At 58.5% G+C, this 19,516-nt stretch carries 15 protein-coding genes; 3 read left to right on the plus strand and 12 right to left on the minus strand.

Features of this window, described 5'->3' with window-relative positions; genetic code table 11:
* Positions 1 to 7 precede the first annotated feature (7 nt).
* The 5 genes from LOY68_RS22785 to kdpF all read right to left on the minus strand — a co-directional run bounded on the left by LOY68_RS22785 (position 8) and on the right by kdpF (position 7,357).
* Positions 8 to 2,653, minus strand: coding sequence for a sensor histidine kinase (locus tag LOY68_RS22785; protein ID WP_265040123.1), 2,646 nt, complete (start codon positions 2,651 to 2,653; stop codon positions 8 to 10).
* A 141-nt stretch (positions 2,654 to 2,794) separates the two neighbouring features.
* The gene (gene kdpC / locus LOY68_RS22790; protein WP_054051967.1) at positions 2,795 to 3,340 is read right to left on the minus strand and encodes a potassium-transporting ATPase subunit KdpC; all 546 of its coding nucleotides are present in this window, start codon (positions 3,338 to 3,340) and stop codon (positions 2,795 to 2,797) included.
* A gap of 156 nt (positions 3,341 to 3,496) precedes the next feature.
* On the minus strand, positions 3,497 to 5,554 hold the full coding sequence (gene kdpB, locus LOY68_RS22795; protein WP_163913173.1) for a potassium-transporting ATPase subunit KdpB: 2,058 nt from the start codon (positions 5,552 to 5,554) through the stop codon (positions 3,497 to 3,499).
* 10 nt (positions 5,555 to 5,564) lie between these two features.
* On the minus strand, positions 5,565 to 7,259 hold the full coding sequence (gene kdpA, locus LOY68_RS22800) for a potassium-transporting ATPase subunit KdpA (RefSeq protein ID WP_163913171.1): 1,695 nt from the start codon (positions 7,257 to 7,259) through the stop codon (positions 5,565 to 5,567).
* 8 nt (positions 7,260 to 7,267) lie between these two features.
* Positions 7,268 to 7,357, minus strand: a complete 90-nt coding sequence (kdpF, locus tag LOY68_RS22805) for a K(+)-transporting ATPase subunit F (protein WP_007899818.1) — start codon at positions 7,355 to 7,357, stop codon at positions 7,268 to 7,270.
* Positions 7,358 to 7,763: 406 nt separating this feature from the next.
* Here kdpF and eat point away from each other — a divergent pair, with 406 nt between their 5' ends.
* From eat to LOY68_RS22820, 3 genes are all read left to right on the plus strand, one after another.
* Positions 7,764 to 9,128: an ethanolamine permease gene (gene eat / locus LOY68_RS22810; protein WP_265040151.1), complete on the plus strand. Its 1,365-nt coding sequence runs from the start codon at positions 7,764 to 7,766 to the stop codon at positions 9,126 to 9,128.
* A 222-nt stretch (positions 9,129 to 9,350) separates the two neighbouring features.
* A complete protein-coding gene (locus LOY68_RS22815; RefSeq protein WP_081744012.1) occupies positions 9,351 to 9,518 on the plus strand; it encodes a DUF2897 family protein in 168 nt (55 codons plus the stop codon).
* Between the two features lie 131 nt (positions 9,519 to 9,649).
* The gene (locus tag LOY68_RS22820; RefSeq protein WP_265040153.1) at positions 9,650 to 10,207 is read left to right on the plus strand and encodes a TetR/AcrR family transcriptional regulator; all 558 of its coding nucleotides are present in this window, start codon (positions 9,650 to 9,652) and stop codon (positions 10,205 to 10,207) included.
* Here LOY68_RS22820 and fabF read toward each other — a convergent pair.
* The 7 genes from fabF to LOY68_RS22855 all read right to left on the minus strand — a co-directional run bounded on the left by fabF (position 10,204) and on the right by LOY68_RS22855 (position 19,217).
* A complete protein-coding gene (fabF, locus tag LOY68_RS22825) occupies positions 10,204 to 11,478 on the minus strand; it encodes a beta-ketoacyl-ACP synthase II (RefSeq protein ID WP_265040155.1) in 1,275 nt (424 codons plus the stop codon). The two genes, LOY68_RS22820 and fabF, sit on opposite strands and share 4 nt — an antisense overlap.
* A gap of 32 nt (positions 11,479 to 11,510) precedes the next feature.
* Positions 11,511 to 12,305: an SDR family NAD(P)-dependent oxidoreductase gene (locus tag LOY68_RS22830; protein WP_163913165.1), complete on the minus strand. Its 795-nt coding sequence runs from the start codon at positions 12,303 to 12,305 to the stop codon at positions 11,511 to 11,513.
* A gap of 190 nt (positions 12,306 to 12,495) precedes the next feature.
* Positions 12,496 to 12,831 (minus strand): ComEA family DNA-binding protein, encoded by a 336-nt coding sequence (locus LOY68_RS22835; protein WP_265040156.1) that lies wholly within the window; start codon positions 12,829 to 12,831, stop codon positions 12,496 to 12,498.
* A gap of 112 nt (positions 12,832 to 12,943) precedes the next feature.
* On the minus strand, positions 12,944 to 14,938 hold the full coding sequence (locus LOY68_RS22840) for a polysaccharide biosynthesis protein (protein WP_163913161.1): 1,995 nt from the start codon (positions 14,936 to 14,938) through the stop codon (positions 12,944 to 12,946).
* A 105-nt stretch (positions 14,939 to 15,043) separates the two neighbouring features.
* Positions 15,044 to 16,072, minus strand: coding sequence for an MraY family glycosyltransferase (locus LOY68_RS22845; protein ID WP_163913159.1), 1,029 nt, complete (start codon positions 16,070 to 16,072; stop codon positions 15,044 to 15,046).
* Positions 16,069 to 17,040 carry a UDP-glucose 4-epimerase family protein gene (locus LOY68_RS22850; RefSeq protein ID WP_163913157.1) on the minus strand — a complete coding sequence of 324 codons (972 nt, stop codon included), beginning with the start codon at positions 17,038 to 17,040 and terminating at the stop codon, positions 16,069 to 16,071. The genes LOY68_RS22845 and LOY68_RS22850 overlap by 4 nt, the downstream gene beginning before the upstream one ends.
* A 404-nt stretch (positions 17,041 to 17,444) precedes the next feature.
* On the minus strand, positions 17,445 to 19,217 hold the full coding sequence (locus LOY68_RS22855; RefSeq protein ID WP_265040159.1) for a glycosyltransferase: 1,773 nt from the start codon (positions 19,215 to 19,217) through the stop codon (positions 17,445 to 17,447).
* Between the last annotated feature and the right edge of the window lie 299 nt (positions 19,218 to 19,516).

A 19,516-nucleotide genomic window follows, 5' to 3' on the forward strand; every position in this document is an offset into this window, starting at 1 on the left:
TAGGCGCTTAATTTTCAAAGACCGGCTGCGCCTGCAACGGCAAGTGCAAGGTGATGCAGGTGCCGCGACCTTCGATGCCGTCGGCGACGCTGATCCGCCCGCCATGGGCGCCGACCATGCCCTGACAGATCGCCAGCCCCAGCCCAGTGCCCTGCCCGCCCCGATCACCGCGAGCGGCGGTGTAGAACATGTCAAAAATCTTCGAGCGTTCTTCTTCGGGAATCCCCGGACCTTCATCGCTCACCGAGAAAAACAGCTCGCTGTCATCGGCCCCGGCGCGCACTTGCAGGCGCCCGTGAGCGGGGGAAAACCGTGCAGCGTTTTCCATTACGTTGACCAGCGCCTGCTCGATCAGCGCCGCATGCACATAGAGCAGCGGCAACTCGGCCGGCACTTCGGTGCTGACCTGCAACGGCGCCAGCACCGCGCGCAGGCGATTGAGCGAACTGCCGACGATATCGGCCGGCGACACCCAGTCCCGCGCCAGTTTCAGCGCGCCGTGACCGAGGCGGGTCATGTCCAGCAGGTTCTGGATGTAGCGATCGAGGCGTTCGGCTTCATCGCGAGTGCCTTCGAGCAACTCGCGGCGATCCTCCAGCGGGATCGCTTCGCCGAGGGCCAGCAGGCTGTCGATGCTGCCGCGCATGGAGGTCAGCGGCGTGCGCAAATCGTGGGACACCGAAGCCAGCAACGCGCTGCGCAGTTGCTCGGTTTCGCCGTGCAGCCGCGCGGCTTCCAGGTCCTCGGCCAATTGCGCACGGGCCAACGCCTGGGCCAGCGGTTGGCTCAGGGCAGTCAACAAACGTCGGCGCTGACCGCTCAAGGTCTGGCCTTCTTTGGCGCACACGCCGAGTAATCCCAGCGGTCCGTCCTCGACCGACAATGGCCACCACCACCAACGACCGAACGGCAGCGTGCCGGTGCCGGCGCCCGCCGGTTGATCGTGTTGCCAAGCCCAATCGGCGGCGGCGCGTTCGGCTTCGGAGAATTCCAGTGGGCCACCGGTCTCGACTTTCCAGCCGCCCTGCCCGTCGCGATTGAGCAGGCACAGTTGCAGATCGCTCCAGCCGTTCAAATGTTGCGCGGCGGCGCTGACCACAGCCTGGCGATCGGTGGCGGCAGTGAGTTTGCGCGACAGGTCGAGCAGTTCGGTGGTTTCTTCCTGGGTGTCGCGCAGGGCCTGCAACTGCCGACGCTGCCGCGCGGCGAGGTTACCGGTGAGCGCGGCCATCAACAGGAAAAACAGCAGGGTCAGCACGTCTTCTTCGCGCTGGATGCTGAAAGAAAAATTCGGCGGAATGAACAGAAAGTCGTAGGTCAGAAACGACAGTGCCGCACAGGCCAGCGCCGGGCCGAGGCTGCTGCGCACCGCCACCAGCAACACAGCAGCGAGGAATACCAGGGAGATATTCGGTAGCGGCAAGACACTCGCCACGGCCCAGGCCAACGCACTCGCCAACAGTGTCGCCACCACGGCCAACGCGTAGTCGAACCAGACCAGTGAGTGCGTCGAACGCTGGCGTGGCTGATGCTCTTCGTGATCGCTGTCGAGGACGTTGATTTCCAGCCCTCGGGCATCGCGCAGCAAGCGTGACGCCAGACCACCGCCGAACAAACGCCGCCGCAAGCGCTGGCGGGACTGTCCGACCAACACCAGGCTGGCGCGACGTTCGGCGGCGTGCTGGATCAGGGTTTTCGCCACCTCACCGGCGCGCAGCAGAACGACTTCGCCACCGAGGCGTTCGGCCAGTTGCTGGGCACTTTGCAGACGCAAGCGTGATTGCTCGTCGCGCACGCTGCCGTTGTCCACATGCACCAGGCTCCACGGCAAATGCCGGCGCTGGGCGACGCGACTGGCGTGACGTACGAGGCGTTCGGCCTGGGCATCGCCGTCGACCCCGACCAACAAGCGACCGCGCACGGCTGGCGCTGCCTGACCGAGCTGGCGATAACCTTGGGCCAAGTCATCATCGACCTGGGCCGCCGCCGTCTGCATGGCCATTTCGCGCAGGGCGGTGAGGTTGGTCTGGGTGAAAAACGCATCGATTGCCGCCCTCGCCTGTTCCGGCACGTAGACTTTGCCGTCACGCAAACGCTCCAGCAATTCCCGGGGCGGCAGGTCGATTAGCAGCAGTTCATACGCTTCTTGCAGGACCCAATCCGGCAGGGTTTCGCGGACCTGCACGCCGGTGATGCCGCGCACTTGATCGTTGAGGCTTTCCAGGTGTTGGACGTTGACCGTGGTGTACACGTCGATGCCGGCGGCGAGCAATTCCTGAATATCTTGCCAGCGTTTCGCGTGACGACTGCCGGGGGCGTTGCTGTGGGCCAGTTCGTCGACCAGCACCAGTTTCGGCTTGGCTGCGAGCAGGCCGTCGAGGTCCATTTCTTCGAGCATCACGCCGCGGTATTCCGAGCGCACCAGCGGTTGTTGCGGCAAGCCACCGAGCAGCGCTTCGGTTTCGGCGCGACCGTGGGTTTCGACCACGCCGGCAATGACTTTCACGCCTTGGCGCAGTTGGGTGTGGGCGGCTTGCAGCATGGCGTAGGTCTTGCCGACACCGGGCGCGGCGCCAAGGAACACCTTGAGCCGGCCACGACCATCGCGGGGCAGGTCTGCTAACAATGCGTCGGCGCGGCCGGAGTCACTCATGCTTGGGAATCTCTTTTTCCAGTTATTGTGGTGGTGATTGTGCGGCCGCCATCGCGAGCAAGCTCGCTCCCACATGGGATTTGGGGGCGCTGAAGATCCCCTGTGGGAGCGAGCTTGCTCGCGATTAGCGGCGCCACCGATCTATAGCTTTTCCAGCGCGATATTCAACGCCAACACATTAACCACCGGCGGCCCCACCAACGGCTGCTCGATATTCGCGTTCAGCAGTTGCTGAAGCGTCGACACCGGCACATTACGCGCCGCCGCAACACGCGCCAGTTGATAGGCAATCGCCGCCGGAGGCAAGTGTGGATCGAGGCCGCTGCCGGAGGTGGTCAACATCGCCAACGGCACCGGACCTTGCCCTGGCACCAGCAATTTGTTGGCATCGTCGATCACTCGCGTAGCCAGCGCCGGGTTGCTCGGCGAGAGGTTGCTGGCGCTGCTCGACACCGTGGCAAATGCACCGGCCGATGGCCGTGGATGGAACCAGGCGTCACCGACGAAATCCTGGGCAATCAGTGACGAACCACGGACCTTGCCGTCGGCGTCACGCACCAGGCTGCCGTTGGCCTGGTCCGGGAACGCGACTTGCGCGACGCCGGTGACCACCAAGGGGTAGGCGACGCCGGTGATCAGGGTCATCAGCACCAGCAGGCTCAGGGCCGGACGTATCATTGTGGACATTTCAAAATCCTCGAATTCAGAGAACAAATACAGCGTTTAGTCAGGTGGACCGTGTTGGCTTCTTCGCGAGCAAGCCCGCTCCCACAGGGGAATGCATTTCAAATTGTGGAAGCGAGCCTGCTCGCGAAGGCGGTGTGGTGGGCACACCACTCAGGGTCAAACCAAATGCAACGCCGTCAACAGCATGTCGATCGCCTTGATGCCCACGAACGGCACCAGAATCCCACCCAACCCATAGATCAGCAGGTTGCGTCGCAACAACGCCGCCGCACTCGCCGCCTGTACGCGAACACCGCGCAACGCCAGTGGAATCAGCACCACGATGATCAAGGCGTTGAACACAATCGCCGAGAGGATCGCGCTCTGCGGACTGCTCAGGTGCATGACGTTGAGCACGCCAAGTTGCGGGTAGATCGAGGCGAACAGCGCCGGCAGGATCGCGAAGTACTTGGCCACGTCGTTGGCGATGGAAAAGGTCGTCAGCGCGCCGCGAGTCACCAGCAATTCCTTGCCGATTTGCACCACGTCCAGCAGCTTGGTCGGATCGCTGTCGAGGTCGACCATGTTCGCCGCCTCGCGTGCCGCTTGCGTACCGTCGTTCATCGCCATGCCCACGTCTGCCTGGGCCAGGGCCGGGGCATCGTTGGCGCCGTCGCCGCACATCGCGACCAGGCGACCATCGTTCTGCTCGTGGCGAATGCGCGCCAGTTTTTTCTCCGGGGTGGCTTCGGCCAAGACGTCATCCACACCGGCTTCAGCTGCAATCGCCGCCGCAGTCAGCGGGTTGTCGCCGGTCACCATGACGGTGCGGATGCCCAACTTGCGCAGCTCGGCGAAACGTTCGCGAATGCCAGGCTTGACCACGTCCTTGAGGTGGATCGCGCCGAGCAATTTGCCGTCGGCACACACCAGCAACGGCGTGCCGCCGCTCTGGGCAATCTTGTCGATTTCCCGGGACAGGGACGCTGCCAGGTCGGCACGTTTCAGGCCGACGAAGGCCAGCAGCGAATCCACCGCGCCTTTGCGGTACACGCGGCCCTGATAGTCGACACCGGACAGGCGAGTCTCGGCGCTGAACGGCACGGCGGTCAGCAACTCGGCGGACGGCTCGGGCTGCGGATGAGTCCCCCGCAGGTACTCGACGATGGATTTACCTTCAGCGGTATCGTCGGCCAGCGAAGCAAACAACGCCCCCTCGGCCAGTTCTTTCGCGTTGACGCCTGGCGCTGCATAGACGGCGGTGCAACGACGGTTACCGAAAGTGATGGTGCCGGTCTTGTCCAGCAGCAGGACGTGCACGTCCCCCGCCGCTTCCACGGCGCGCCCGGATTTGGCGATTACGTTCAGCCGCACCAGACGGTCCATCCCGGCGATACCGATAGCCGACAACAAACCACCAATCGTGGTCGGAATCAGCGTGACCAATAATGCCACCAGGAACACCAGCGGCAAGCTGCCATTGGCGAAGTGGGCGAACGGTTGCAGGGTCACGACCACCAGCAGGAAGATCAGGGTCAAGCCGATCAGCAGGATGTCGAGCGCTACTTCGTTCGGGGTTTTCTGGCGTTTGGCGCCTTCGACCAGCGCGATCATCCGATCCAGCGTCGATTCGCCCGGGTTGGCGGTGATGCGCACCAGCAGCCAGTCGGACACCAGCCGGGTGTTGCCGGTGACGGCCGAACGGTCGCCGCCGGATTCGCGAATCACCGGCGCGGATTCACCGGTAATCGCCGCTTCGTTAACCGCCGCGATACCTTCAATCACCTCGCCGTCACCGGGAATCATTTCCCCGGCTTCGACGCGCACCACATCATCCTTGCGCAGGCTGGTGGCGGGCACCACCTGGAAGGTGCCATTGGAAGTCCGGCGCCGGGCGCTCAAACCTTCGCTGCCAGCCTTGAGGCTGTCGGCGCGGGCCTTGCCGCGACCTTCGGCCAGGGCTTCGGCGAAGTTGGCGAACAGCACGGTGAACCACAGCCACAACGCGATTTGCGCGGCGACGAAGGTCGGCACGGCGCTGTCGGGAATAAAGCAGAGCACGGTGGTCAGCACGGCGGTCAGTTCGACCACCAGCATCACCGGCGCGCGCTGCAATTGCCGAGGGTCGAGTTTGACGAAGGCTTGCACCAGCGCCGGACGCCACAGGGCCGAGATCGCGGTTTTCGGTTGTTCCGGGGCTTTGACAGGCGCCGGTTTAGTTGCGGGCATATTCATCATTCAATCCTCAGAAGCCCATGCTCAAGTGTTCGGCAATCGGACCCAGTGCCAACGTCGGCAAGAAGGTCAGGCCACCCACGAGCAAAATGGTCACGGTCAGCAACGTCACAAATAGCGGGCCATGAGTCGGGAAGCTGTTCTGGCCGATCGGTGCGGTTTTCTTCATCGCCAGGCTGCCGGCCAACGCCAGAACCGGGAGGATGTAACCAAAGCGACCGATCAACATGCCCAGCCCCAGCATCAGGTTGTGGAACGCGGTGTTGGCGCCGAAGCCACCGAACGCCGAGCCGTTGTTGGCACTGGCCGAGGTGTAGGCGTAGAGCAACTGACTGAAACCGTGGGCGCCGGGGTTACTCACCGCGGCGACCGGGCCCGGCAGGCTGGCGGCAATCGCGCCGAGCACCAGCACGCCAACCGGCATCACCAGCAGGGTCACCACCAGCAGTTGCACTTCCCTGGCCTGCAGTTTCTTGCCGAGGTATTCCGGGGTGCGGCCGATCATCAGGCCGGCGAGGAACACCGCGATCAACACGTTGAGCAACATGCCGTAAAGCCCGGCGCCGACGCCGCCGAAGATCACTTCGCCGACCATCATGTTGACCAGCGCGACCATGCCGGTCAGCGGGTTGAGGCTGTCGTGCATGGCGTTGACCGAACCGTTGGACGCCGCCGTCGTGGTCACTGACCACAGCACTGTCGCCGTCGTACCGAAGCGCGCTTCCTTGCCTTCCAGCGGTGCGGTCTGTTCGACGGCAGCGTTGGCCAGGGTCGGGTTCGGTTGGTACTCGGCCCACAGCGACGTCGCGCCGCCGATCAGGAACAGCGCAAACATGCAGGCCACAATCGCGCGGCTCTGACGCAGGTCCTTCACGTAGTGGCCGAAGGTGAACACCAGCGCCACCGGGATCAGGATGATCGAGGCCATCTCAAACAGGTTGCTCCACGCCGTCGGGTTCTCGAACGGATGCGCCGAGTTGACGCCGAAGAAGCCACCGCCGTTGGTGCCAAGTTGCTTGATCGCAATCTGGCTGGCAGCCGGGCCGAGCGGAATGACCTGATCGACACCCTGCATGGTCACGGCATTCACGTACTGCGCAAAAGTTTGCGGCACGCCCTGCCAGACCAGGTACAGCGCCAGCAGCAGGCACAGCGGCAGCAGGCCGTAGAGGGTGGCGCGGGTCATGTCGACCCAGAAGTTGCCCAGGCTCTTGGTCGACTTGCGACCGATACCACGGCACAAGGCAACCAGCACGGCGAGGCCGGTGGCGGCGCTGACGAAGTTCTGCACGGTGAGGCCGACCATCTGACTCAGGTAGCTCAGGGACGCTTCACCGCTGTAGGCCTGCCAGTTGGTGTTGGTCATGAAGCTGACGGCGGTGTTGAACGCCAGCGTCCACTCTTGGCCCGGCAGGTTTTGCGGGTTGAGCGGCAAGTGATCCTGGAACAACAGGATCGCGAACAACAGCAAGAAACCCGCGAGGTTGAAGGCGAGCAAGGCCAGGGTGTATTTCTGCCAGCTCTGTTCGGCCTGCGGATCCACGCCGGCCACTCGGTAACAGCCACGCTCGACCGGGCCGAGGATCGGCGACAGCCACGTGCGCTGGCCTTCCATGACCTTGTAGTAGAAACGCCCAAGGAACGGTGCCGGGATCAACACCACGGCGAAGAAGGCCAGGATCAGCCAATAGTCATAACTGTGCATAGCCGCTCCTAGTTCCGGTCCGCGCGCAACAGCGCAACCAACAGATAAATGAACAGCCCCACTGCCAATAGCAGTGACACCCCGTCCAGAACGCTCATGGAAGTTCTCCGTGTTACGGCGTATTGCCGCGTGTGGAGTCATTGTCGGAAACAAGGCTGTAAAGGAACGAGAGCGAGGGGTGTGGCGGGGCATAAAGAAAGCGTAAAGAGTGGGTTTATGCGGGCGTTACAGGTTGGTTTTGTGGTGACTGGGTGGGCCTCTTCGCGAGCAGGCTCGCTCCCACATTGGTTTTGCGTCGTTCACAAATCCCCTGTGGGAGCGAGCCTGCTCGCGAAGGCGGCATATCGGGCGACCCTGCTCCCAACTGGCGCACAAAAAGCCGACATCCAGCGCCGATCATCCCCGATACGACAGCTTTAACCGCTTTACGACGCCCAAATACAAAATGGCACGCCCACTGCAACGCCCTCCCCCGAGCTTTCCAAACCGTTCAGGGAGCAACGCATGAACACACAACTCAAACCCACGCTGGGCACGCTGCACCTGTGGGGCATTGCGGTCGGGCTGGTGATTTCCGGTGAGTACTTCGGCTGGAGTTATGGCTGGGGCGTGGCGGGGACATTGGGCTTTCTGGTGACTTCTTTTATGGTCGCCACCATGTACACCTGCTTTATCTTCAGTTTCACCGAGCTGACTACCGCGATTCCCCATGCCGGCGGGCCGTTTGCCTACAGCCGCCGCGCCTTTGGCGAAAAAGGCGGATTGATCGCCGGGCTGGCGACGCTGATCGAATTCGTCTTCGCCCCGCCGGCTATCGCGCTGGCGATTGGCGCCTATCTGAATGTGCAGTTTCCAGCGCTTGATCCGAAGCACGCAGCGGTCGGCGCCTACATCGTGTTCATGGGCCTGAACATCCTCGGGGTGAAACTCGCGGCCACCTTCGAGTTGATCGTCTGCGTATTGGCCGTGGCGGAACTGCTGGTGTTTATGGGCGTGGTCGCCCCGGCGTTCAGTTTCAGCAACTTCGCCCTGAATGGCTGGGCCGGTTCCGATGTGTTCGGCGCACCGGCGATTGCCGGGATGTTCGCGGCGATCCCGTTCGCGATCTGGTTTTTCCTCGCTATCGAAGGCGCCGCCATGGCCGCCGAGGAAGCCAAGGACCCGAAACGCACGATTCCGAAGGCTTACATCAGCGGCATCCTGACCCTGGTGCTGCTGGCCATGGACGTGATGTTCTTTGCCGGCGGCGTTGGTGACTGGCGCACCCTGTCGAACATCAACGACCCGCTGCCGCAAGCGATGAAAACCGTTGTGGGCGAAAGCTCCGGCTGGTTGCACATGCTGGTGTGGATCGGCCTGTTCGGCCTGGTGGCGAGTTTCCACGGGATCATCCTTGGCTATTCGCGGCAGTTCTTCGCCCTCGCCCGTGCGGGTTACCTGCCTAAATCCCTGGCCAAACTGTCGCGTTTCCAGACCCCGCACCGGGCGATCATCGCTGGAGGCCTGATCGGTATCGCCGCTATCTATAGCGACGGTTTGATCAACCTCGGCGGCATGACGCTGACGGCGGCGATGATCACCATGGCGGTGTTCGGCGCGATCGTGATGTACATCATGAGCATGCTCAGCCTGTTCAAACTGCGTAAAACCGAGCCGAATCTGGAACGCACCTTCCGCGCGCCATGCTATCCACTGGTGCCGATGATTGCGCTGGTGCTGGCGGTGGTGTGCCTGGTGGCGATGGCGTGGTTCAACGCGTTGATCGGGTTGATCTTCCTCGGCTTCATGGCGGTGGGTTTCGTGTACTTCATGCTGACCGCGCAACTGCGGGCCGATGCGCCGGCGGATGCGATGTTGACCGGCTTGTAAGACGCGAACCGCGTAGGAGCTGCCGAAGGCTGCGATCTTTTGATCTTTAGCGCCCGTAATGACGCCAAGATCAAAAGATCGCAGCCTTCGGCAGCTCCTACAGGGGTATGTGCATGGCGTAACAGGCATAGAATGGAACCACTGCGAAAATTAATCGCTCAAAGTGGTATGCACGATCGGTTGGCGAACTCCGCCAACCGGCCTGCCCTCAAGGAGAGCCCTATGCCCTGGTATGCCTGGTTGATTCTGGTCGTTGCAATCGGCTCGATCGTTGGCGGTTTGATGATGTTGCGCGACACCGCCACCAAGGTCGATCTGACCGAAGAGCAACGTAAACGCGTCGCCGAACGCAATGCGGAAATGGATGCCAAGGAAGCCCAGGACCGCTGACAAAAAACCCCGCCACCAAGGCGGGGTTTATTTTTTGTGGTTCGACGCATCTGCATGCTTTTTAGGAGTAGAAGTACAGTCACCATCCAACATTCATTGGTTAAGATGGCGCATTGTCGCGGAGATTAGAGATGCGTTACTCGCAGGACCATAAAGCCCAGACCCACCAACGCATTATCAAGGAAGCGTCAGCACGCTTTCGCCGCGACGGAATCGGTGCGACTGGCTTGCAACCGTTGATGAAAGCGCTGGGGCTGACCCACGGCGGCTTTTATTCGCACTTCAAATCCAAGGATGAACTGGTGGAAAAGGCCTTGGTGGCCGCTGGCGAGCAAGTCGAAGGCGTTTGCGCCGAGCTGTTCGCTTCCGAGCGTCCACTGGATGCGTTCATCGACACGTATTTGTCCGAATGGCATCGGACCTCTCCCCATGAAGGCTGCCCGCTGCCGACCATGTCGTCGGAACTCGGGTTGCGCGGGCAAGCAAGCCCCACCAGCGACGCGGTGCTTAACGCGCGACTGGAACAGGTGCAAGGCACCCTTGAAGGGGAAAACGCCACCGAACGCAGCATCGTCATCATGTCGACGCTGGTCGGGGCGCTTTTACTATCCCGCAGTGTCGAGAACGCTGAGCTGGCCCAGCGGATTCTCGACGTCACTCGCAATCACCTCAAGCAATCCAGCGACTAACCCTGCCAACGCTTGAACAGCACGCTGGCATTTACCCCGCCGAAGCCGAAGCCATTGGACAGCGCATATTCGATAGGCATCGACCGCGCTTCGCCGTGGACGATATCCACGCCTTGGGCTGCCGGGTCCGGCGTTTCGAAATTGAGGGTCGCGGGCACGATCTGATCGCGGATGGCCAACAGCGTGAAGATCGCTTCGATGCCGCCAGCGGCGCCGAGCAGATGCCCGGTGGCAGACTTGGTCGAGGTCACGGCAATCTTGTTGTCCGTCCCGAACAATGACTTGATCGCCGCCAACTCACCCAGATCCCCAACCGGGGTCGAGGTCGCGTGAGCATTCAGATGCTGGACCTGCGCCGGCGAAATTCCCGCCTGCGCCAATGCCAACGACATCGCCCGTCGGGCACCGCTGCCGTCCTCGGGACCGGCGGTCAGGTGATAGGCATCGGCGCTGGTGCCGTAGCCAACCAGTTCCGCGATGGGCTGGGCACCACGGGCCAGCGCATGCTCAAGGGATTCGATCACCAGCAGACCGGAACCCTCCCCCATCACAAAGCCGTCGCGATCACTGTCGAACGGTCGCGAGGCGCGCTCCGGCGTGTCGTTGAAACCACTGGACAAGGCACGGGCAGCGGCAAAACCGGCCAGGCTGACGCGATCGATTGACGCCTCTGCCCCGCCGCACACGGCAATATCGGCCTCGCCACAACGGATCAGCCGCGCCGCATCACCGATCGCCTGAACGCCGGCCGCACAGGCTGTGACCGGCGCGCCCAATGGACCTTTGAAACCATGCTGGATCGACACGTGGCCAGCGGCGAGATTGACCAGGAACGATGGAATGGTGAACGGCGACAGACGCCGCGGACCACGAGTGTCGGTGGTGCGCACGGCATCGGCGATGGCGCCGAAACCACCCACGCCAGATCCGATGATGGTGGCCGTCCTTTCCTGGGCATTGGCGTCCAGTGCTTTCCAACCGGACTGCTCCAGCGCCTGACGTGCAGCCTCCATGGCAAACATAATGAAGCGGTCCATCTTCTTCTGTTCTTTGGGCGCGATGGCCCGGTCGGGGTCGAAGCCGGCTTCCGCATCTTCAGCCAGGCTCGGCACAGGGCCGCCGACCTTGGCCGGCAAATCGGCCACCACCTCATCTGGCAGCGCCCGCAGTCCGGAGCGCCCGGCCAGCAGCCGCGCCCAAACGGCTTCGACGCCAGTGCCCAGCGGCGACACAATGCCCATGCCCGTTACAACTACTCGACGATCACTCATACCGCTATTACCTCAAGCCGATTCATGGCGCCTCACTTGTAACGCGTGGCGGCCTTACTTTTGGAAAGATTCGGTGCCAACACCAGACGCGCCGCTACAAAGGCATCCCAATCGGCAGCGTCGGGCAACGAAGGAATCGTGATCAACTCACCCTGGTCCAGACCGGACAACGCCGCGTCGACCATTTCCCCAGCCTCCATGATCATTTCAGCCGGGATGCCGCTGGCGTCGATACCGGAACGCTCCCAGATTTCGGTGCGTGTCACCCCTGGCAACACCGCTTGAACCTGGACGCCAGTGCCGTTGAGTTCAGCATTCAACGATTGGGTCAGACTCAGAACATACGCCTTGCTGGCGCTATAAGTCGCGTTGAACCGCTCAGGGAACAAGGCGACGACCGACGCAATATTGATAATCGTGCCCCGCCCGGCCTTGGCAAAACTGGCCGCTGCCGCCGACGCCAGGCGTGTAACGCTGGTGACGTTGAGCTGAATCAAGCGCTCCAGTTGTTCCGTGTCGGCGTTGGCCAGCAAGCCATCTGCAGCGACCCCGGCGTTGTTGAGCAACAGGCTGATGCTGGAATCGCTGCGCAGGCGCTGTTCAAGTTTCAACACATCATCCTTTTGCGTCAGGTCTGCCTTGAGCACTTCAACTTGAATGCCGTGCTCGGCGCGCAGCTTGCTCGCCGCCGCTTCCAGCCGCTGCTCGTCGCGAGCCACCAACAACAAATCAAAACCACGTGCCGCCAATCGCTCGGCGTAAATTGCGCCGATACCGGATGAAGCGCCGGTGACAAGAGCTGTACCTTGGGACTTGGCAGAATTCATGACAGTGCTCCTGAAAATGCTTGAGGGAAAGCGAGCGCCAGAGCGCTTCAGCTTTTTATTATAGGCATAATTCAACCGCTATATGATAGCCGTAATTTTTTATTTGCTGACGGAAGGTCGAGCGTAGGCGCTGGCGCCAGAACGTAAAAAGGCCGGTCAATGACCGGCCTCTTGGCGTTGCTCTACAAGCTTAGTTCACTTCGAGCTTATCGCGATTCCTGTCCAGAATCGCCTTGCCGATCCCTTTCACTTCCAGCAATTCATCCACCGATGCAAACGGCCCATTAGTGTCACGATATGCAACAATCGCCTTGGCCTTGGCTTCGCCGACACCTGCCAGCTCACGCTGCAGCGTCGGGGCATCGGCACCGTTCAGGTCGATTTTTTCGCCTTGTGCCTTGGCAGTAGCGTCCATTACCAGCGGCGCATTGACAGCCTCAGGCTTTGTCGCAGGCGCAGCAATGGCGGCAATAGAGGCGCTGGTGAGCAGGGCAAAAACCAGGGAGGAGAAATAACCTGTACGCATAAGTGAAGCTCCATGACATCGATTGAGAAAGCAGCTTTTCCGAAGCTGCTCTACAAACTTAGGCGATGTGACGGAGCTGTCAAAAGTGTGTACGTTTCAAAATATGAAACAATCAGGGTTCGAGACGGCGCTGCTGGTAGATCCAGTCGACGATTTCGCCGTCGGGAGTGTAGCCACTGACGGTTTCACGCAAGAGTAGACGGACACGGGAGTAGTCATCCTGCTCGACAGCGTTGAGCAGCTCCGTCAACCGGACCTTGAGCACATCCCAAGGCAGATGATCTTCGTGAGCGCTCATGATCATTGGATGGGGCGTCGCCACCACGTTGTCGCCGATCAGTAATTCTTCGTAGAGTTTCTCGCCCGGACGCAGGCCGGTGAATTCGATGGAAATATCGCCTTGAGGGTTCTTCTCCGAACGAATACTCAAGCCGGATAGGTGAATCATCTTCTCCGCCAGCTCGACGATTTTTACCGGTTCGCCCATGTCGAGCACGAACACATCACCGCCCAACCCCATGGAGCCGGCCTGGATCACCAATTGTGCCGCTTCCGGGATGGTCATGAAGTAACGAGTAATTTTCGGATGGGTGACGGTCAGCGGGCCGCCTGATTTGATCTGACTGTGGAACAGCGGAATCACCGAACCTGAAGACCCCAGTACATTACCGAAGCGCACCATGGTGAAGCGGGTTTTGTTGACGCGGGATACGTTGCCTTTGTCGCCGAACAACACCGGGGCAATTTCGCGGCTAAGGGCTTGAAGCGTCAATTCGGCCAGGCGCTTGGTGCTGCCCATGACATTGGTCGGACGAACCGCCTTGTCAGTTGAGATCAACACAAAGTTGGAAACACCGGACTGCAAGGCCGCTTGAGCAGTGTTCAACGTGCCAATGACGTTGTTGAGCACCCCTTCGGCAATATTATGTTCGACCATGGGCACATGCTTGTAAGCGGCCGCGTGGTAGACAGTATCGACGCGCCAGGTCCTCATCACATCAAGGAGTTTGTCCTGATGGCGAATAGAGCCGAGGATCGGCAACAACTTCACCGACACCGACTCGCGACAGCCGCGCTGCTCCAACTCGGACAGAATGCTGTAGAGGTTGAATTCGCTGTGTTCGAACAACAAGAGCGTGGTCGGCCCCAGCGAGAATATCTGGCGGCAAAGCTCCGCACCGATCGAACCACCGGCGCCGGTGACCATCACGGTCTTGCCTTTGATACAACGCGAGAGCAAATCCGGCTGCGCAGGAACCGCGTCGCGGCCCAGCAAGTCCGCGATATCCACTTCCTGAATGTCTTCGACCTTTACCCGACCACTGGCCAGGTCGGTGACATTGGGGACGCTGCGTATGTGGAGAGGGTAACCCTCAAGCATATTGAGGATTTCCCGGCGCCGTGCACGGGTCGATGACGGCAAGGCCAGGAGGATTTCCTGGGCACCGGTGACATCGATCATCTGCTGGATATGTTTGGGTTTATAGACCTGAAGACCTGATATCGAACGATCCGAGATACCGGGATCATCATCAATGAACGCCACCGGCCGCATCACCCGCCCCATGCGTAGCGCCGCGACAAGCTGGTTGCCAGCCACGCCGGCGCCATAGATCGCAACCTTGGTCAGGCCGTCGTCGCGATTGGTGAAGGGGACGTGTTTGGCAGCCGTAAACCAGTCGCCCATGAAGTACTGGCGCATGCACAGACGCAGGCCGCCAATGATCACCAGGCTCAACCACCAATAGTTGAATATGATCGACCGCGGGACAACCGCCTCATGGTTGCTGTACCAGTAGACCACCACGGCCAATATCAACGCAGAAAGGCTCACAGCCTTGATAATCGCAATCAGCGCATCGTTGCCAAAGTAGCGCATGACCGCGCGGTACATGCCAAAGCGGATAAAAAGAGGGATGGCGACCAGCGGAGCAGCAGCGAAAAGCCACAAGTGGACCCGCAGCGGGTTGTACATATCATCGATGCCCAGACGGACGATGAAGGCCAACCAAAGGGCAAGCCACACCAACACTGTGTCAGTGGCAACCTGAATCAACCTCTTGCGCCGCCGGGGGAGTCCCAGCAAATACGCTCTGACTTTATCCATAAATCCGTCCACCACCTCAGTGCTCTCCCTTAAACTGGCTAGATCGTAAGGCAAAGCTTTCCAGTACAGGAATAGCACTGTAATCCCAAACGACAAGACTGCTCGTCAGTTCTTTGACGATTCACCCTCAAGTTGGCCCGCCTTGTACCGCATTGCCAAAAAAACCAGCGGTACATAAGCAATAACCAGGGCCCCTGCACCATCAAAACGGTAATAAACAACGCAAAACGCTATGGGTAACAGCCAAAACACGTTGATCAGGCCCACCGACAAAGTCACAGGCAGATGCCTGCCAAATTGACGCGACGCAAACTGATAAGCATGGCTGCGATGGGCTTCGTAGATTTTATCGCCCCGTACCAGACGACGCAGCAGGGTGAACGTTGCATCAACGATGAAAACGCCAAGCAGAATCAGCCAACCCCAGAACAGTTCCGGGGACACCCAAGCGGCCTGGAGCGATAACACACCGATTATCACCCCCAGAAAACCGCTCCCGGCATCACCCATGAAGATCCTTGCAGGGGGAAAATTCCAGCACAGGAAACCCGCGACACAGGCAACAAGCAAAATCGGAGACGCTATCGAATCCAGCGCATTGTTTGCCCAATAAAGTAGACAACCTCCAAGGCAGACTGTTACCGCCTCAATCGCGGCAATGCCATCGATGCCGTCCATGAAGTTGTAAAGATTCAGCATCCAGACCAGATAGACCACCGCCAGCAGGTGCCCGAACAAGCCCAGGTCCATGCTTACGCCGAACATGCTGATCGCAGGCAAACCTCCCAACCAGTAAGCCCCCCAGCTCGCAGCTGCAAAATGCGTCAGCAATCGCCAGCGCGCGGCAACATGCCCATGATCATCCAGAAAACCAACGATCGCGGTCAGCGCACCGGCCCCCGACAACGCAAAAAAAATCGGTTGGGCTATCAGGTCTTCGGCAAACAGAGCCACCAACGCCGCGAGAAAGGTCAGAACGATCGCGACGCCACCACCCCGCGGGGTCGGTACCGAATGAGAACTTCGGCCATTAGGGATATCCAAAAGGCTTCGAGACAAGGCGTAACGCCGCAAAATGGCCGTCAGCGCATAGGAAATGCCGGCCAGAGTCGGTATGAGCCACCAGTAATTCATGATTTTCGGGATTCCAAAAATGGCTGCACGGCAGCACTTAATCCCCGGTCGAGGGTAACGGGGGGGGTCCATCCCAAGAGACGTTTGTTCTTGCTGATATCCACCTGGAGAGAGCCAAAGAGCCTATTCGCAATGGCGGCCTTGCCCAGCAGTCTTGCCGCGAGCGTCATCAAACCGACTGGCAACGGAAGCAAGACGACACGTTTGTTCAGAACAGCGGCGATTTTACGCAGCAACTCAGTGGTGGATACATCTTCACCATCGCTAGCCAAAAACGTCTGGTTGGCCGCTAGCGGATGGCTGAAGCAAGTGATAATGAGATCAATAAGGTTATCCAGACTCACCAGACTACGTTTGTTGTTAACCGCACCAAAAGGCAAAGGAACACCTTTGTCCAGCCAGCGAATCATATTCAGAAAGTTGGCTCTCACTCCCGGGCCGTAAACAAGCACCGGACGAATGATCACAATTTCCATTGGCGTGTTCGCAGCCAAACTACGCAATCCCAACTCGGCTTCAAGTTTCGAAATTCCGTAAGGGTCTACTGGAGCCGGTATGTCATCAGCGGTGAGTGCTGCCCCGGGTTCGGAGAACTCTCCATTAACCTTTATTGAGCTGATGTAAATGAACCGCTTTACCCCCGCCTCTATGGCTTGTCGAGCGAGGTTCAAAGTGGCGTCCACATTGACGAAACGAAATGCGGCCAGAGGATCAGCCGATGCCTCATTCATGACGTGCACTCGCGCGGCAGCATGAACAACGACGTCGACATCGGTTAATGCTTCTCGCCAATTATTGGAGGGCGTCAAATCTCCGAGTGTAACTTTTCGAATTGATTGCGGGAGATCGGTACGCCCATCTCGCAGCGAAGCGATCAAGGAATACTCATCTGAGGATGCCAGGTGGCGCAACAAAGCGCCGCCCAAAAAACCTGAACCGCCAGTCACCAGTATGGATCTCGGGCTCATTTAGCGTGCTCTGAAAACGCAACATGAATACTTATCGCAATGAAGCCACTCTTCACCATTGAAACGATCCATAAGGCCTGATATCTCCGCACAAAAAACCCTTATTTGTAAAATCATGAAAAAACAAATAAACGTGTTTTTAACGTGACTTAACAAATCATATGCGGTCCTGATGCAAATTAAACGCGTCCAGATCCACCTGAATCTGCCCGTCCTAAAGTCTATCAGGAGAACACACCATGGTCTTCAGCCAGAATGCGCCTCGCGCGGCATCGTTCAAGGCCGGCGAAAAGGAGGAGCGTCGCATTGCTTGGCTGCGCCTGCGCCAGGAGTGGCGACTGCACACCCGCTGTCATTGGAAACCGGGGCTTTCACGCCCCAGGGTTCCCGTGCGGAGAGAGCGGCTAGTTCGAGGTATCCCAAGCGCCTTGGGGACGGCCCGAACGTAAATAGTCGGCAAATGGATCGACTTCGGTGTTGGCGGTACCGTGTAAATCCAGATAGGTAGCCGGATCAAAATCCAAACGTGGCTTGCGAGTATTAATTCCACACGCCCACTCACGAACGTAACGAACAACGTCCCGCGTCTTCGCTACGCTGAAAGAATTTTCGCTGTTCGCATTATTGAAACAATACAAATCGGACTCGATGATCGTTTTTACATCAGACGCTTGCTGGCGAATTCTTTGGGAGGAAAGGCAGCCTAATGCCTCAAGCTTCTCAACATATTTCTTCATGTCAAAATATGACGCAGCCGCTTCGTGGGATTTGCAGGAAACCTGTTTGTACAGTGACTCAGATGTACCCAGTGCAATTATTTTACGGCAGGCATCATCAACATCCAGGTAGTCCGCTACGCAAAACTCGCGCAAGTCATTAGCGATAAGGAAATCAGCAATACCGGTGGCTTTATCAAAGCAAATCACGGGAACCTGTTTGGACAAGGCATCAATTGCGACATTCGGCAATGGGTCCAGGCGCGACGAAACAAACAGTAAATCCGTCTCCTGATAAACTGTCTCGATGGCAGCTGTCTCGTCTAACAGAACAACATAATCATGCAGACCTGAGCGCTTGATCTGATCCGCAATATAGACAGAGTACCCATCTTCGGAATTGGGGTTGTAACCACCACCAATCCAGACGAACCGGAAATTATCGCCGGCAGGTGACTGCTTTACTTTCGCAGCACATTGAATAAAAAGATCAACACCTTTGCGATAATTTGAATAACCCGCCCCCACAACCAAAAACTTCTTGTCTACTGCCCCTTCAGGCCGGAGTTTTTTACGCAACTGTTCCGACTCAATATTCAATTGATTGCGGCTGAGCTCCAAATCAGGCAGCACACATTGTCCTTGAGGAATAATATGCGCAGTAATACTGGAGAGTTCCGGGCACAGTTCGATCGCATTGTCCCATGTCAGGTTGGCAGAAAAAACCAGCTCACTTGACCAAAGACCGATATTTGAGAATAACTTACGCGAATCGGCGTAAGCCGACGCAAATTCATGAATTAGGCTGACGGTGGGCACAAAGTTGTTGGCCAGCAACTCCAAAACCACATGCGACTCAACGCTGTTCACCAACGAAAATTTGAAACTGAACTCTTTACACAAATACTGTATCGTAGAGTCGGCATACTCCATATTGTAATTGAACGTAGGGTTTAGCATTATAGCAATGGCCGCATCCTGAAATGCCTCAACAAGAGCGCCATCACCCAGTAGAAGTACGACAACATTATAACGAGTGGCCAAAACCTCAACCAAATTAAGCGCCAGTATAGGGGCTCCGGACCTTGACGCCGCATGGCTGACAATCAGGATGGTCTCGAACTCAGGATTGGCACTACGAGTCTTAGAAAACTGAATCTCCGGGTATGCAAAGATACGCCAAGTGTCCCGATACCCATGATTCAAGTAATGATCTACTGGATCAGTACCCGGCCCGAGATCGGCGTTGTATTTCAAATACAACTCAGCATCAAAGTTCTTGGGAAGCGATGACAAATCCGCACTCTCCGAGCTCACTACAGGGATAGGCACAAGCACGGGAACAGCAGCAGCCGGAAGCTCTTCTGTTACTTTTTCAACATTGGAATCCGGAACACTTACCCTTGTTGGCTTTACAGAAAGAAACTTGAGAAGTTTAAATAAAAAATTGTTGTTAGGCAAAGCCAAACCCTCCTATATGACTCATTTATAAGCATACAGAGTCCACATTACCGATTAGCGCAGAAAAATGATGGCTGTATTAATACGAGAAGTTAGCATCAATACGCCTTGGAGGCAAACACATCCACCAACAACTCGATCTTGAAACCCAGCCGCATCTAGTGGATTTCAACGACGGTCACTAGAGGTATTGGGTTCAGAGTATTTAATCGGGCCCGGATCGAATGATCGTGTTCCGGGCAAAGTACTGGATGGGCAATATCAGATCGCGACTTCGGATGTTGATTCGATACCACCAT

Origin of the sequence: Pseudomonas sp. B21-053 (assembly GCF_026016365.1) — a bacterium.
GTDB classification, from domain to species: domain Bacteria; phylum Pseudomonadota; class Gammaproteobacteria; order Pseudomonadales; family Pseudomonadaceae; genus Aquipseudomonas; species Aquipseudomonas nunensis.